This window comes from Actinomycetospora sp. C-140 (assembly GCF_054796175.1).
The window spans coordinates 288,232-301,534 of record NZ_JBTWNF010000003.1 but is presented as its reverse complement, the minus strand read 5'-3'; the positions used below and the strand labels follow the sequence as shown (position 1 = coordinate 301,534).

General features: G+C 77.3%; 15 protein-coding genes. 8 read left to right on the top strand and 7 right to left on the bottom strand.

Annotation, left to right across the window (positions count from 1 at the left end):
• Positions 1–74 precede the first annotated feature (74 nt).
• The 3 genes from ACR9E3_RS07110 to ACR9E3_RS07100 all read left to right on the top strand — a co-directional run bounded on the left by ACR9E3_RS07110 (position 75) and on the right by ACR9E3_RS07100 (position 2,634).
• Positions 75–1,040 carry an AAA family ATPase gene (locus ACR9E3_RS07110; RefSeq protein WP_460379463.1) on the top strand — a complete coding sequence of 322 codons (966 nt, stop codon included), beginning with the start codon at positions 75–77 and terminating at the stop codon, positions 1,038–1,040.
• A gap of 56 nt (positions 1,041–1,096) precedes the next feature.
• The gene (locus ACR9E3_RS07105; RefSeq protein WP_460379461.1) at positions 1,097–2,029 is read left to right on the top strand and encodes a vWA domain-containing protein; all 933 of its coding nucleotides are present in this window, start codon (positions 1,097–1,099) and stop codon (positions 2,027–2,029) included.
• A gap of 116 nt (positions 2,030–2,145) precedes the next feature.
• Positions 2,146–2,634 (top strand): hypothetical protein, encoded by a 489-nt coding sequence (locus ACR9E3_RS07100; protein ID WP_460379459.1) that lies wholly within the window; start codon positions 2,146–2,148, stop codon positions 2,632–2,634.
• On the opposite strand, the gene ACR9E3_RS07095 is transcribed toward ACR9E3_RS07100, so the two are convergent.
• The 5 genes from ACR9E3_RS07095 to ACR9E3_RS07075 form a co-directional block, all read right to left on the bottom strand.
• Positions 2,574–3,425: an ESX secretion-associated protein EspG gene (locus ACR9E3_RS07095; protein WP_460379665.1), complete on the bottom strand. Its 852-nt coding sequence runs from the start codon at positions 3,423–3,425 to the stop codon at positions 2,574–2,576. The genes ACR9E3_RS07100 and ACR9E3_RS07095 overlap by 61 nt on opposite strands.
• Positions 3,426–3,441: 16 nt before the next feature.
• On the bottom strand, positions 3,442–4,971 hold the full coding sequence (locus tag ACR9E3_RS07090) for a WXG100 family type VII secretion target (RefSeq protein ID WP_460379457.1): 1,530 nt from the start codon (positions 4,969–4,971) through the stop codon (positions 3,442–3,444).
• A 65-nt stretch (positions 4,972–5,036) separates the two neighbouring features.
• Positions 5,037–5,501, bottom strand: a complete 465-nt coding sequence (gene ispF / locus ACR9E3_RS07085) for a 2-C-methyl-D-erythritol 2,4-cyclodiphosphate synthase (RefSeq protein WP_460379455.1) — start codon at positions 5,499–5,501, stop codon at positions 5,037–5,039.
• Positions 5,502–5,535: 34 nt separating this feature from the next.
• A complete protein-coding gene (gene ispD, locus ACR9E3_RS07080) occupies positions 5,536–6,237 on the bottom strand; it encodes a 2-C-methyl-D-erythritol 4-phosphate cytidylyltransferase (RefSeq protein ID WP_460379453.1) in 702 nt (233 codons plus the stop codon).
• 27 nt (positions 6,238–6,264) lie between these two features.
• Positions 6,265–6,747 (bottom strand): CarD family transcriptional regulator, encoded by a 483-nt coding sequence (locus ACR9E3_RS07075; protein ID WP_116707106.1) that lies wholly within the window; start codon positions 6,745–6,747, stop codon positions 6,265–6,267.
• Positions 6,748–6,965: 218 nt separating this feature from the next.
• On the opposite strand from ACR9E3_RS07075, the gene ACR9E3_RS07070 reads away from it, so the two are divergent.
• Together ACR9E3_RS07070 and radA are read left to right on the top strand one after the other, a co-directional pair.
• A complete protein-coding gene (locus tag ACR9E3_RS07070) occupies positions 6,966–7,508 on the top strand; it encodes a copper chaperone PCu(A)C (RefSeq protein WP_460379450.1) in 543 nt (180 codons plus the stop codon).
• A gap of 52 nt (positions 7,509–7,560) precedes the next feature.
• Positions 7,561–8,976, top strand: a complete 1,416-nt coding sequence (radA, locus tag ACR9E3_RS07065) for a DNA repair protein RadA (protein ID WP_460379448.1) — start codon at positions 7,561–7,563, stop codon at positions 8,974–8,976.
• On the opposite strand, the gene ACR9E3_RS07060 is transcribed toward radA, so the two are convergent.
• The gene (locus ACR9E3_RS07060) at positions 8,960–9,883 is read right to left on the bottom strand and encodes a DUF4232 domain-containing protein (RefSeq protein ID WP_460379446.1); all 924 of its coding nucleotides are present in this window, start codon (positions 9,881–9,883) and stop codon (positions 8,960–8,962) included. The two genes, radA and ACR9E3_RS07060, sit on opposite strands and share 17 nt — an antisense overlap.
• Before the next feature lie 111 nt (positions 9,884–9,994).
• Here ACR9E3_RS07060 and ACR9E3_RS07055 point away from each other — a divergent pair, with 111 nt between their 5' ends.
• From ACR9E3_RS07055 to ACR9E3_RS07045, 3 genes are all read left to right on the top strand, one after another.
• Positions 9,995–10,960: an HhH-GPD family protein gene (locus ACR9E3_RS07055; RefSeq protein ID WP_460379444.1), complete on the top strand. Its 966-nt coding sequence runs from the start codon at positions 9,995–9,997 to the stop codon at positions 10,958–10,960.
• 5 nt (positions 10,961–10,965) lie between these two features.
• A complete protein-coding gene (locus ACR9E3_RS07050) occupies positions 10,966–11,280 on the top strand; it encodes an antibiotic biosynthesis monooxygenase family protein (RefSeq protein ID WP_285657547.1) in 315 nt (104 codons plus the stop codon).
• 83 nt (positions 11,281–11,363) lie between these two features.
• Positions 11,364–12,116, top strand: coding sequence for an SIR2 family NAD-dependent protein deacylase (locus ACR9E3_RS07045; protein WP_460379442.1), 753 nt, complete (start codon positions 11,364–11,366; stop codon positions 12,114–12,116).
• A 63-nt stretch (positions 12,117–12,179) separates the two neighbouring features.
• Here the strand turns inward: ACR9E3_RS07045 and ACR9E3_RS07040 are convergent, their stop codons facing one another.
• Positions 12,180–13,286: a winged helix DNA-binding domain-containing protein gene (locus ACR9E3_RS07040; RefSeq protein WP_460379440.1), complete on the bottom strand. Its 1,107-nt coding sequence runs from the start codon at positions 13,284–13,286 to the stop codon at positions 12,180–12,182.
• Positions 13,287–13,303: the final 17 nt, after the last annotated feature.

Below are 13,303 nucleotides of genomic sequence, written 5' to 3'. Positions count from 1 at the left end.
GCCGACCACCTGTGACGAACGGTTCCGCGGCCCCGGTGTCCGGAGAGCACGACGGCCCAGCCCCGCTGCGCTGCGTGACCCCCGACGACGCCGGGGCCGCCCCCGGTCTGCCCACCGCCGGCTCCCTGCCGGTCCGTTCCATGATCGACGCCACGCGCGCGCAGGTCGTCGGCCGTGTGCGCGAGTCCGAGGTCATCGCCGCGGCGCTGGCCGCCGGGCGCAGCGTCCTGCTCGAGGGCCCGCCCGGCACCGGCAAGACGACGCTGCTGCGCGCGCTCGCCGAGGGCGCCGGCGTCGGTCTCGAACTGGTCGAGGGGAACGCCGAGCTCTCCCCGGCCCGCCTCGTCGGCCACCACGACCCCTCCCGCGTGCTCACCGAGGACTACCGGCCCGAGAACTTCGTGCCCGGTCCCCTGGTCCGCGCGCTGACCTCCGGCGCGCTGCTCTACGTCGAGGAGCTCAACCGCGTCCCCGAGGAGACGCTGAACGTGCTGCTGGGCGTGCTCTCCGAGCGGCGCCTGCACGTCCCGCGCCTCGGGATTGTCGACGCCGCGCCGAGCTTCCGGCTGGTCGCGGCGATGAACCCGTCGGACGCCGTCGGCACCGGCCGGATCACGCCGGCGCTCTACGACCGCTCGTGCCGCGTGGGCTTCGCCCACCAGAGCGCCGACGAGGAGACCGCGATCGTCCGGCGCGACCACGGGCCCGTCGACACGGGGTTCGTGGAGCGCGCGGTACGGGCGGCCCGGGCCACCCGCGAGCACCCCGACCTGCGCCTCGGCTCCTCGGTGCGCGGGGCGCTCGACCTCGTGGCCGTCGCGGCGTCGCTGGCCGAGGTGCGCTCCGTCGCGCTCGCGGGGCGGCTCGCGCCGGCGGCCGAGTCCACGGGCACCGACGCCGCCCTCGCCGCGCTCACCGGGCGGGTCCAGCTGCTCGAGGGGTCGACGCGCACGGTCGAGGACGTGGTCGCCGAGCTGTGGGCGGCGAGCGCGCCGGCGGGCGAGAGCGCCGACGGGGACGGTAACCCGGGAAAAGCCTGAGCCCCGGCGGCGCCCCGCCCGAGACGGGACGCTCGCCCGGGGCCCCGCCGCGCGTGGTGACCGACCCGAAGGAGGTCGAGGAGCTGCTGCGCGACCAGTCCCGGCGCACCGAGACCCGCGCCGACCTGTCGCGACGCCACGGCGACGAGCTCCAGCAGGTCAGCCCGACCGTCGGGGTGCTCGACGACGCCGCCGTGTCCGGTGCCTACGACGAGGATCCCGACGCGACCGTCGACCTGCTCGCCGACCTCGCCCGCGCCACCGACCCGCTGCTGCGCGCCGCCGCCCGGCGTCTGGCGGTGCGCCTGCTCGTGCCGCCGGCGCGCGCGGGCGACACCGAACGGCGAGGCTCGAGCCGGCTCGCGACCGTCGCGGGCGAGGGGCTGGACCTCGACCTGGACGCCACGCTCGAGCGGTCGCTGGTACATCGCCCCATCCGCGCCGAGGACCTCCGCTGGCGCGGCTGGCGCTCCCCGGGCCGCGCGATCGTGCTGCTCGTGGACGCGTCCGGGTCGGTCGCGGGGAAGCCGTTGACGACGGCGGTGACGACCGCGGGCGCGCTCGCGGCCGGCCTGCGCTCCGACGACGAGATCGCCGTGGTCGCGTTCTGGTCGCGGGCGGTCGTGCTGCGCCACCTGCACTCCCCCGCGCCGGCCTCGGCGGTGCTCGACTCGCTGCTCGACCTGCGCGGCGGCTCGACCACCGACCTGGCCCTCGGCCTGCGCACCGCGCTCGCCCAGGCCGCGGCGGCCCGTGTCCCGCACGCAGACCTCATCGTGCTCACCGACGGCGCGTGGAACGAGGGCGAGGACCCGGCGCCGGTCGCGGGTGGGTCGGGCTCGGCACGGATCCACACGCTCGTGACGGTCGACGACGACGAGGCCCGCATCTCGTGCGCCCGGCTCGCCGCCGCCGGCGGCGGGCGCTCCGTGCCCCTGCACCGGCCCTCCGACGCCCCCGCGGCCGTGCGGGCGGTGCTGCGGGGCTGACGGCCCGGGCGCGCGGCGGCGGCCCGACCCCGAGACTCCGTGGGACGTGCTTCGGGAATCGAAGGACCGGCGGCGGCTCCGCGGTGTCGTCCGGATCGTGGACGGGGAGGTGGACCGTGGCCCGACGCGTGGCGATCCCGCAGCGCGTGACGGCGATGGGCCTGCTGGACCGTGTCGACTACGGCGACGCGTTCGCCGTCGACGTCGCGCCGGAGGTCCTCGCGCGCTTCGCCCCGGAGGAGCTCGCCGAGCTGGCCATGGGTCGCGCGCCGCGAGTCCTCCGCTCCCTGGTGCGGATCGCCCACCGCCGGGTGCTGGGGCTCCGCCTGGCCCCGGCGTCCGACCCCGCGCCGCTGGGCTGGCACCGGGTGTCCGCCGGGCCGCACGAGGCCGTCTACGGCGTCGCCGGCGGCCTGATCACGCCGCGACTCGTGGTCATCGCCGAGCCCGGTCGGGTCCTGGTCGTCTTCCTCCTGCGCCGCGAGCACCCGTGGGCGGCCCCGGTCCTCGTGGTGGTCACGCCGATCCACCGCATGATCGCCCGCTACCTGCTCGACCGCGGGGCCCGTCTCGCGGCGCAGTCCGCGGCGCACCCGTCGGGCTGATCGCTCGGGGTCACCGCCCGGGAGTGCTCGTCGAGGAGGTCCGCCAGGGCGGCCCGCAGGCGCGGGCGGTCGAGGGGCTGCACCAGGACCCGCCGGCCCGACGCGTCGAGGCCCCACGCCACCCGTCCGACGGCGGTGTCGAGGACGGTGAGCGTGCGGGAGCCGCGGCGGGACACGCCGTCGCCGTCGCGGGCCGAGCAGCCGAACGTCAGGGCGCGGGTCGGCGTCGTCGCCCACAGGGCCCGCACGCGGTCGACGTGGTGGGCGGGCACGCCGGCCCGGCGCAGCCGGTGGGCGCGCTCGTCGAGCGTGCGGCCGCGACCGAACAGGGCGGCGGCGGGCAGTGACATCCCGACAACCGGGGCCGCGCGGACGTCGGGCAGGCGGGTCAGCAGGGAGCCGGCGAGGTCGTGGGGATCGGCCGGTGCCAGGAGCAGCCCGTCGCCGTCGAGCCGGGCGACGAGACCGAGGGTGCCGCGCGCCGCGGCGACGGCGGTGCGGGGTGGCGCGCCGTCACGCTGCACCACCACGTCCAGCTCGACGGCGGGCCGGTCGAGCACCGCGAGCGCGTCGGCGAGCCCCGGATCGGGTGCCCCGCGGGCGTCGAGCAGCCTCTGCGCGGCGAGACGCCGCCAGGCCGCGGCGTCGAGGGCGTCCCGCTCCGCGTAGGTCTCGCCGTGGTCGAGGACGTACAGCGTCGCGGGGCGCGTCCCCAGCCCGAGCGCGCGCCAGAGCGCGACGTACTGGCCGACGTCGAGCCGGGCCCCGGCGAACCCCGCACCGAGCGTCATCGCCCTCACCGGCGGCTCATTCGCCGATCACCGGCGGCGCCGTCGCCGGCAGCACCCCGGCGATGGCGTCCGGGTCGTCCTCGGCGAGGTAGTCGGGTCGCTGCCGGCGCCCGTCCCCGCCCGGGCCGCCCACCATGCCGGCGGGCGGGATCATCGGGACCGCGCCGGCGCGTCCCTCGGCCGCCGCGGCGCCGGCGGCCCGCGCGGCGGTGGCCTCGCCGAGAGCACCACCGGCACCTCCGGCCCGGGCGCCCGGCTCGCCCGTCGACCCTCCGGGGCCGCCGCCGGCACGACCACCGGCACCGGCACCGTCGCCCACCCCGACCGCCGCACCCGGCAGCCGCGACCCGGGGACACCGCCGCTGGCTCCCCCGGACCGGCCCGCCTCACCGAGCGCGCCACCGGAGCCGCCCGAGCCCGCGGAGCCGGAGGCACCCGGGAGGCCGGGTGACCGGCCTCCGCCCGTCGAGGCACCCGGCACCGGCCGTGCACTTCCCGGGCCCCCGGCGACGGGAGGGACGACGCCACCGGCGCCCCCACCGGCGGCCCCGGGCACGCCGGGCGACCCCGGCAGACCCGCCCCGCCGGTACCGGACCCCGGGAGGCCCGCCCCGCCACCGCCGGACCCCGGCACGCCCGGAGCCGCGGGGACGCCCGCGGCGGGTGACGACGACGGCACGGCGCCGCCGGCTCCCGTGGCACCCCCGGCCCCGGCACCGCCCGCGGCCCCACTCCCGGCTCCCGCACCCCCGGCACCACCGCCTCCGGCACCACCGCCTCCGGCACCACCCGACCCGCCCGCGCCGCCGCCCGCGCCGCCACCGCCGGCCGGGACACGCGGCACGCCAGGGACCGCGCCGGCACCGCCCGGCAGACCGCCCGGCACACCCGCCGCGCCGGGACCCCCGCCCTGGGCAGGCGCCCCGCCCCCACCCGGCGGCTGGCCCTGGACGGTCGGCGGGGCACCCGCATCGATCGGGGCCCCGCCCGGACCGGCGAACGCGGGCAGCGTCTCCATGGGCCCGCGACTCGCGTCCTGGTACTCCGTCATGGCCCGCTGCGCGTCCTCCTGGGCCCGCTGTTGCTGGAGCATCTGGTAGACCGCGTCGGCGCCGCCGAGCGGCACCGGAGCGACGGTCTCGGCCACCGGACGCACGGTGCCCAGCAGCGACGACCCGTCGAGGAACCCGTCGACCCCGGCGTCCCACATCGAGGAGAACTGCGGCGCCGGGACGCGCGCCTGGGTCTCCGACAGGCGCACCGCCTGGTCCTGGCCGGCCGTGTTGACCCGCGCGGCCGCGTCGCGGGCCTGGTCGACCCACGGGCGCAGCGGCTGCAGGCGCCGGTCGGCCTCGGTGGCCGCCACGCCGTGCCAGGTCGCGCCGAGGGTGCGGTTGGCGCGCTCGACCGAGTCGGTGACGGCGACCATGCGGTCGGCGAGGCGCTGCCACGTGCCGCTGGTGTCGCGGAAGCCGTCGGGCCCGCCGGAGGCCAGCGCGTCGAAGATCTCCTGATGGGACTTCGACGACCAGTGCGTCGTGAACACCCGGCACCTCCCCTCGCGCGGATCGTAGGAAGCGCGCGCGGGCGGTGGGTGCCGTTCGGGAGAAGTCAGGCCGGCCGGAGCAGCGCCGTAGCGACCGCCGCCAGGCCCTCGCCACGGCCCGTGAGCCCGAGGCCGTCCGAGGTCGTCCCCGACACCGCGACCGGGCCGCCGAGGGCCTCGGAGAGCACCGCCTGCGCCTCGCCTCGCCGGGTGCCGATCTTCGGGGCGTTCCCGATCACCTGCACCGCCGCGTTGCCCAGGACCCAGCCCTCGGCGCCGACCAGCGCCCGGACCTCCCCGAGCAGCCGCACACCGGAGGCACCGGACCACTCGGGCCGTCCGGTGCCGAACACGGCACCGACGTCGCCCAGCCCGGCGGCGGAGAGGACCGCGTCGCAGAGGGCGTGCGCGGCGACGTCGCCGTCGGAGTGCCCCGCGCAGCCGTCGACGCCCTCCCACAGCAGACCGGCCACCCAGCACGGCACGCCGGGACGCAGCGGGTGCACGTCGGTGCCGACCCCCACCCTCACGAGGTCGAGCTCCACGCCGCTGCGTCTCCCGCCCTCACGACGCCCCCGCCGTCGCGGCCGCGACCAGCGCCTCGGCCATCGCGAGGTCGAGCGGGGTGGTGACCTTGAAGGCGCGCGGGTCGCCGGGCACGGTCGCGACGCCCACCCCGATCTCCTCCGCGAGCCCGGCGTCGTCGGTGGCGGTGACCGGTCCGCCGGCCTCGCGCCCGGTGCGGGCGTGCTCGTGGGCGGCGCGGAGGGTCGCCGGCTCGAAGCCCTGGGGCGTCTGCACGGCGGCGAGGCCGGTGCGGTCGATCGTGGCGATCACCACGCCCCCGGGCCCGGTGCGCTTGAGGGTGTCCGCCACGGGGGTGGCCGGGACCACGGCGCGATGGCCCGCACGAACCGCGTCGATCACCGCGCGCACGACCTCCGGCGGGCACAGACAGCGGGCGGCGTCGTGCACGAGCACGACCTCGACGTCGCGGGGCACGGCCGCGAGGGCGGCCGCCACCGAGCCGACACGGTCGTCGGCGCCGGGCACGACCGTGGCCCGGCGGTGGTCGAGCGCGGCGCGGATCCCGTCCTCGCCGCCCGGTGGGGCGACGACCACGACGACGTCCACGCCGCCCTCGACCAGGCCGTCCACGGCACGGGCCACCAACGTCAGCCCACCCACGACGGCCAGTGCCTTCGGCCGGCCGAGACCGAGCCGTTCACCACGTCCCGCCGCGGGCACGATCGCCGCGACGGTCACCGCGTCCCCGCGGTCATCGAGCGTGGCTCAGGACGCCAGCACCTGGTCCAGCAGCGACTCGGCGGCCACCTCGTCGGTGCCCTCCGCGAGCGCCAGCTCGCTGACCAGGATCTGGCGCGCCTTCGCCAGCATGCGCTTCTCACCCGCGGACAGGCCGCGGTCCTTCTCGCGGCGCCAGAGATCGCGGACGACCTCCGCCACCTTGTTCACGTCACCCGACGCGAGCTTCTCGAGATTCGCCTTGTACCGGCGCGACCAGTTCGTCGGCTCCTCGGTGTGCGGCGCGCGCAGCACCTCGAACACCCGGTCCAGCCCCTCCTGGCCCACCACGTCGCGGACACCGACGATCTCGGCGTTGTCCGCGGGGACCCGGACGGTCAGGTCGCCCTGAGCAACCTTGAGAACGAGGTACTTCTTCTCCTCGCCCTTGATCGTCCTGGTCTCGATGGCCTCGATGAGAGCGGCACCGTGGTGCGGGTAGACGACGGTCTCGCCGACCTTGAAAACCATGTGTCCCGAGCCCCTTTCGCCTCTACGAGGTTAACACGTCCGACGCACGGGCATCGCAGGGGATCCCGCCGTCTTCGCAGGTCAGGGACTTGACAAGTCACCGTGCGCCGTGCTCGCCGAGGTGAGCGCACGCTCCCGCGGGGCCGGGACCCGCCGCTGGTACTAAGGTGTCGCTGCCCGTCGAGAGACTGCCCCCCTGCGAGAGGACGCCTGCGATCATGAGCCGCCGCCCGCGCGGGCCCCGCCCGGGGTTCGTCGTCGCGACCCTGTTGACCGCGGCCCTCGCCCTCGCCGGCTGCAGCGCCGGCAGCGTCACGCAGACCGACACGGTGGTCTCCCAGGCCGACGGCGCGACCGGCCAGGTGGGCCCGATCGTGCTGCGCGACCTCTCCATCGACGCCGGTGAGGCGCAGAACGTGCCGTCCGGCGGCGAGGTGCCGCTGCGCGGCACGATCATCAACGAGGGCCCGACGGCCGACCGTCTCGTCTCGGTGTCGACGCCGTACGCCCTCGGCGCCCGCCAGGAGGGCGCGAACGTCGTCCCCGGCAGCAACGCGATCCGGATGGTCGGCACCGAGCCCGGCCCGGTCGGACCGGCGAACCTCGACACCCGCCAGTCGGGCACGACCCGCGTCGTGCTCACCGGTGTGACGCAGGCGATCGCCGCGGGGCCGACGTACGCCGTGACCTTCACGTTCGAGCGGGCCGGCGCGGTCACCATCCCGCTGATCGTCTCCGCGTCGGAGCCCGCGGTCGGGTAGTCCCGCCGCGTCGCCGCCGGCGCTGTCGGGGGTCGGGCCTACCGTTCCGACCGTGCCTTCCCGCGCCCGCGCCAGCCGCTTCGAGTGCACCGCCTGCGGTCACGCCGCCGCCAAGTGGGTCGGGCGCTGTCCCGACTGCGGCGGGTGGGGCACGGTCGAGGAGGTCCCGGACCTGCCGTCCGCGGGACGCACCGGCCGGCCCGGGGTCGCGCCCGCTGCCGCCGCCCGACCGGCGAGCCCCGTCCGGCTGATCGGCGAGGTCGGGCTGGAGACGGCGAAGGCGCGGCCCACCGGCGTCGCCGAGCTCGACCGGGTGCTCGGCGGGGGCCTCGTGCCCGGGGTCGTCGTCCTGCTGGCGGGTGAGCCCGGGGTGGGCAAGTCCACGCTGTTGCTCGAGGTGGCCGCGCAGCGGGCCCGGGCCGGCGCGACCGTGCTGTACGTCACGGGCGAGGAGTCGGCGGGGCAGGTCCGGCTGCGGGCCGAGCGCACCGGAGGGCTCGCCCCGCACCTGTTCCTGTCGGCCACCGGTGATCTCGAGGAGGTCGCCGCCCACGTCGAGGCCGTCGACCCCGAGCTGCTCGTGGTCGACTCGGTGCAGACGGTCGGCACGGCCACCGCGGAGGGCTCGCCGGGCGGGGTCTCCCAGGTCCGCACGGTCACCAGCGCGCTCGTCGCCCTCGCCAAGCAGCGCGACCTGCCCGTCGTGCTCATCGGTCACGTCACCAAGGACGGCGCGGTCGCGGGGCCGCGCACCCTGGAGCACCTCGTCGACGTCGTGCTCTCGTTCGAGGGCGACCGGCACTCCCCCCTGCGGATGGTGCGCGGCCTGAAGAACCGGTTCGGCGCCACCGACGAGGTCGGCTGCTTCGAGATGAACGACGGCGGCATCGCCGAGGTCACCGATCCGTCGGGCCTGTTCACCGGCGGGCTCGAGCGCACCGTCGCGGGGCAGGCGGTCACGGTCGCGATGGAGGGCAAACGCCCCCTCATGGCCGAGGTGCAGGCGCTCGTCGCCACCCGCGCCCACGACACCCCGCCGCGGCGCGTGGTGTCCGACCTCGACAGCGGCCGGGTCGCCAAGATCCTCGCGGTGCTGCAGGAACGCTGCGGGCTGCGCCTGCACGACAAGGACGTCTTCGTCGCCACCGTCGGCGGCATGAAGCTGCGCGAGCCGTCCGCGGACCTCGCGGTGGCCGTCGCCGTCACCTCGGCGTTCCACAACCAGGCCGTGCGCTCCGGGCTCGTGACGATCGGCGAGGTCGGTCTCGGCGGCGAGCTCCGCCGGGTGGTGGCCCTCGAGCGCCGGCTCGCCGAGGCCGGACGGCTCGGCATCAGCCGGGCGATCGTGCCGCCGGGCGAGGCCCGCACGCCGAAGGGGCTCACGGCGGCGGTCGCCGACGACCTCCACGGCGCGCTGATGCGCACCGGCCTCGCCGGTGTCGATGCGGACTTCAGCCCTCGAGGGTGAAGGGCGCGGGGTCGCTGACGATCCCGTCGAGCCGCGCGAGCAGCTGGTAGGTGCCGGGCGGCACGGCGGTCCGCTCGCCGCGGCAGCCGGGCTGCGAGGTCTTGCCCGACCAGTGCACCGAGAACACCGCCTCCTCGCCGGGCGCGAGGGTGCGCACGTCGTCGGTGTCGCCCGGCGAGCAGTCGTTGCTGCCCCAGAGCCCGTCGCCGGGCCGTTTGACCACCGCGACGGCCTGCTTGGCGGCGTCGAGGTCGCGGACGCAGGGTGTGGCGCCGGTGTTGGTGACGACGAGGCTCAGCACCGGCTTGCGGCCGGCGGCGTAGCTCGGTGCGTCGGTCCGGGCGGTGATCCGCAGGTCGCCGTCGGCGCAGGGTCCCGGCGCCGGTGCGCTCGCGGGGGTGGGCTGCTCAGTGGTGGTCGGGTCCGTGGTCGCGGACGGCGGGGTCTCGGCCGCCGGGGGCGTCGGCGAGGTCGCGGCGGGCGGGGTCGTGCCGGCCGGCCCGAGCAGGGGCCCCGAGGAGCCCGCCGGCACACCCGGGGGCAGGAAGTTCCGGAAGCCGTCGCCGCCCGGGGGCACGAACAGGGCGCCGTCAGGGCCCGGGGTGAGGGCGGGGGCGCCGCCGGGCGGGATCACCGACGGCAACGCGGCCGCGATCGGGCCGGTCGGTGCCGCCGACTCCGGCCCCGGCTCCTGCCCCGACGGCGGCGCCGGGGTGGTGGTCTGCGGGCCGGCCATCGCCGCCGCGCGGGCGCGGGCCTCGACCGTCGCGGGGTCCGGCTCGTCGCCGCCGGCAAGACCGACGACGGCCCAGATCAGCCCGCCGAGCACCGCGACGACCACGCCGAGCGCCACGCAGCGCCGCCGCCAGTAGACCGACGGCGGAAGCGGTCCGGCCGGCTCCCACACGTCACGGAAAGTAGGTTCGCGCTCGCTCCCCGCGATCGACCACCACGCGGTCGTCGGTCCGTTTCACCCGACGGTGGCGACGGCGGGTGCGCGGGGCAGGATCGACGGTCGATGGCCGCCACCACCACGCCGGGGTCCACACCCACCGCACGGCCCGGGACGTTCGCCGACGTCCTCGTGCCGTGGTTCCGTACGCACGCCCGCGACCTGCCGTGGCGTCGACCGGAGACCACGGCCTGGGGCGTCCTGGTCTCCGAGATCATGCTGCAGCAGACGCCCGTGGCGCGGGTCGAGGAGCCCTGGCGGGCGTGGCTCGAGCGCTGGCCCCGTCCGTCGGCGATGGCCGCGGCACCGGCGTCGGACGTGCTGCGGGCCTGGGGCAAGCTCGGCTACCCCCGCCGGGCGCTGCGCCTGCACGCGGCGGCGCAGGCGATCGCCGCCGACCACGACGACGTCGTGCCCGGCGACGTCGAGACGCTCGAGTCGCTCCCCGGCATCGGCACCTACACCGCGCGGGCCGTCGCGGCGTTCGCCCATGGCCGCCGGGTCCCGGTCGTCGACACGAACGTCCGCCGCGTCGTCGCCCGCGCCGTGCACGGCCGTGCCGAGGCGGGCGCCGCGGCGGCGCGGGATCTGGCCGACGTCGAGGCGCTGTTGCCGGACGACGAGACGGGAGACGAAGCGGAGCCGAGCTCGACCCGCACGAACGACGCGGCGACCATGTCGGCGGCGTTGATGGAGCTGGGCGCGACGATCTGCGTCGCGCGCGGCCCCCGGTGCGCCGACTGCCCCGTCGTCGACCGCTGCGCCTGGCAACGGCTGGGCCGTCCGGCGTGGGACGGACCCGTCCGCAAGGCGCAGACCTGGGCCGGGACCGACCGCCAGGTCCGCGGGCGGCTGCTCGACGTCCTGCGGGGCGCCCCCGGACCGGTCACCGCCGAGGCCCTCGGGGCCGCCTGGCTCACCGACCCGGCGCAGCGCTCCCGGTGCCTCGACTCACTGCTCGTCGACGGGCTCGTCGAGCAGCTCGCGGACGGCCGCTTCGCGCTGCCGGGCGAGGCCGGCGACGTACCCTGAGTCCCATGGCCGTCGTGAAGATCAACGCCATCAAGGTCCCCGAGGGCAACGGGCCCGAGCTGGAGAAGCGCTTCGCCGCCCGCGGCGACGCGATCAAGGACACCCCCGGGTTCCTCGGCTACGAGCTGCTGCGCCCCACCTCGGGCGACGACCGGTACTTCGTCTACACGAAGTGGGAGTCCGAGGAGGCCTTCGCCGCGTGGCGCGACGGGGGCGCCGCGGCCGCCGCGCACGCCGGCGAGCGCAAGCAGCCGGTGTCGTCGGGCGCCGACCTCCTGGAGTTCGAGCTGGTCCTGCGCGTGGAGGGGTCCGGCTCCTGAGCCATCCCGACCCGGCGGGCGTCGCCGCCGCGGCGGAGGCGCTCGCCGGTGCCGAGGCACTGCTGGTCGGTGCCGGGGCGGGGATGGGCGTCGACTCCGGGCTGCCCGACTTCCGGGGGCCCGAGGGCTTCTGGCGCGCGTACCCGCCGTACCGCCGGCTCGGGCTGCGCTTCTCCGAGATCGCCGACCCCGAGCACTTCGACGCCGACCCCGAGCTCGCCTGGGGCTTCTACGGCCACCGCCTCGCGCTGTACCGCCGCACGGTGCCGCACGCCGGGTTCGGCGTCCTGCGGCGCTGGGCCGACCGGTGGCCGACCCAGGTGTTCACGTCCAACGTCGACGGCGCGTTCCAGGCCGCGGGCTTCGCCGAGGACGACGTCGTGGAGTGCCACGGCGCCATCGGCACCCTGCAGTGCACGGCGCCCTGCCACGAGGGCACCTGGCCCGCCGACGACGTCGACGTCGTCATCGACGAGGACACGATGCGCGCCCGCCCTCCCCTGCCGGCGTGCCCGCGGTGCGGGCGCGTCGCGCGGCCGAACATCCTCATGTTCGGCGACGGGGCCTGGGTGCCCGGGCACCACGGCGACCGGATGGCCGCGCACCGCGCCTGGCTGCGGAGCCGGGACGCGCCCCGCCTCGTCGTCGTCGAGGTCGGCGCCGGCACCGCCGTCCCCACGGTGCGCCGCCACGCCGAGCTCGCCTCCGCCGCCTCCGGCGCCCTGATCCGGATCAACGTCCGGGAGCCGGAGATCCGTCACGGGCGCGCGGTGTCCCTGGCGTCCGGGGCGCGCGCGACGCTCGAGGCGATCGACGCGGCCCTGCCCGGCGCGTGATCAACGGGGACTTTGCGCGCCTAGAAGCAGCGAACAGCGCGTTCGCTGCACCGGGCACCCCGCTCACACGCCCGTGAGGCCGGCGAGCGTCAGGCCCCGGGCGGCGGCGACGCGTTCGGCCTCGTCGTCCAGCCGGGTGCGCACGTCCGAGGGCAGCGGCGCCACCGGCGCGATCTCGAGGGTCACCTTCTTCCCGGACGCCTTGGGTCGCCAGGTGCCGACGATCTCGCCGTCGGCCAGCAGGGCGCCCGGGTTCCCGATGATCTTGTAGAGGTCCTTGCGCAGCGACTCGTCCGGCGCGTGGATCTCGCGGTCGCGCGCCTGGAGGATCGGGTCCAGCGGCGGGAGGAGGCGGACGACGTCGGGGTCGGGCGCGCCGAGCGCGGCGTCGAGGTCGTCGGCGGGCAGCCATGCACGCCGGCCCGCCACCTCGACCTCCGCGAGCTCGGGCAACGCCGCGTCCCACGCCGGCGCGAAGATGGTGGGGGTCGTCCCCACGAAGTCGGCGACCTCCCGCGGGCCGGCGGGCCCGTGGAGGCGCAGGTAGTCGAGCACCAGCCGGGCGGCGCGGGCCGGGTCGCCGTCGACGGGACGCTCCCAGCCGGCGGGCGGCGGGGTGAGCAGCAGCGTCTTGCCGGTCGGGTCGAGGCCGACGCCGACCGGGAACGCCGAGAGCCGGAAGAGCTGCTCGTTGACGTGGACCGTGGCGCAGCCGCGGCAGTCGCGGAGCAGGACGTCGGGGAGCAGCTTCGTCACCGCGCCGCTCGCGGTGCCCTTCGTCATCGGCTCGGTGACCACCTCGGCGAGCGCGTCGGCCGCGCGGTCGATCGACTCGCGGGCGGGGATGCCGACCCGGCGCTGCTCGGGCCCGCTCCAGTTCAGGCGCGCGGCCGCGTCGGCGTCGTCGAACGGCCGGGCCGCCGCGGCGACGGCGTTGCGCTCGGCGGGCGGGTGGTGGTGCGGGGCGCCGCGGTGTGTCCAGCCGTCGACGAGCCCGCGCGCCACGGGGTCGACCTCGCCGTCGGTGCGGGCGGCGAGCGCCAGCCGTGCCGTCGGTCCCGAGTCCTGGAGCCCCAGCGCGAACAGCGCGTCCAGCGGGCGGTCGCGGTGCAGCCCCTGGGCGGCGATGCGGTGTGCCATGACCTGCTCGCGGGTCAGCGTCTCCACCATGGGGCCAGCCTGCCGCA

Bases quoted from the DNA above. Each gene is read 5' to 3' on its own strand.
- ACR9E3_RS07075 (WP_116707106.1), bottom strand. From the start codon at position 6,747: ATGGTTTTCAAGGTCGGCGAGACCGTCGTCTACCCGCACCACGGTGCC.
- ACR9E3_RS07050 (WP_285657547.1), top strand. From the start codon at position 10,966: ATGGCCGTCGTGAAGATCAACGCCATCAAGGTCCCCGAGGGCAACGGG.
- ACR9E3_RS07070 (WP_460379450.1), top strand. From the start codon at position 6,966: ATGAGCCGCCGCCCGCGCGGGCCCCGCCCGGGGTTCGTCGTCGCGACC.
- ACR9E3_RS07040 (WP_460379440.1), bottom strand. From the start codon at position 13,286: ATGGTGGAGACGCTGACCCGCGAGCAGGTCATGGCACACCGCATCGCC.
- ACR9E3_RS07045 (WP_460379442.1), top strand. From the start codon at position 11,364: ATGGGCGTCGACTCCGGGCTGCCCGACTTCCGGGGGCCCGAGGGCTTC.
- ACR9E3_RS07055 (WP_460379444.1), top strand. From the start codon at position 9,995: ATGGCCGCCACCACCACGCCGGGGTCCACACCCACCGCACGGCCCGGG.
- ACR9E3_RS07095 (WP_460379665.1), bottom strand. From the start codon at position 3,425: ATGACGCTCGGTGCGGGGTTCGCCGGGGCCCGGCTCGACGTCGGCCAG.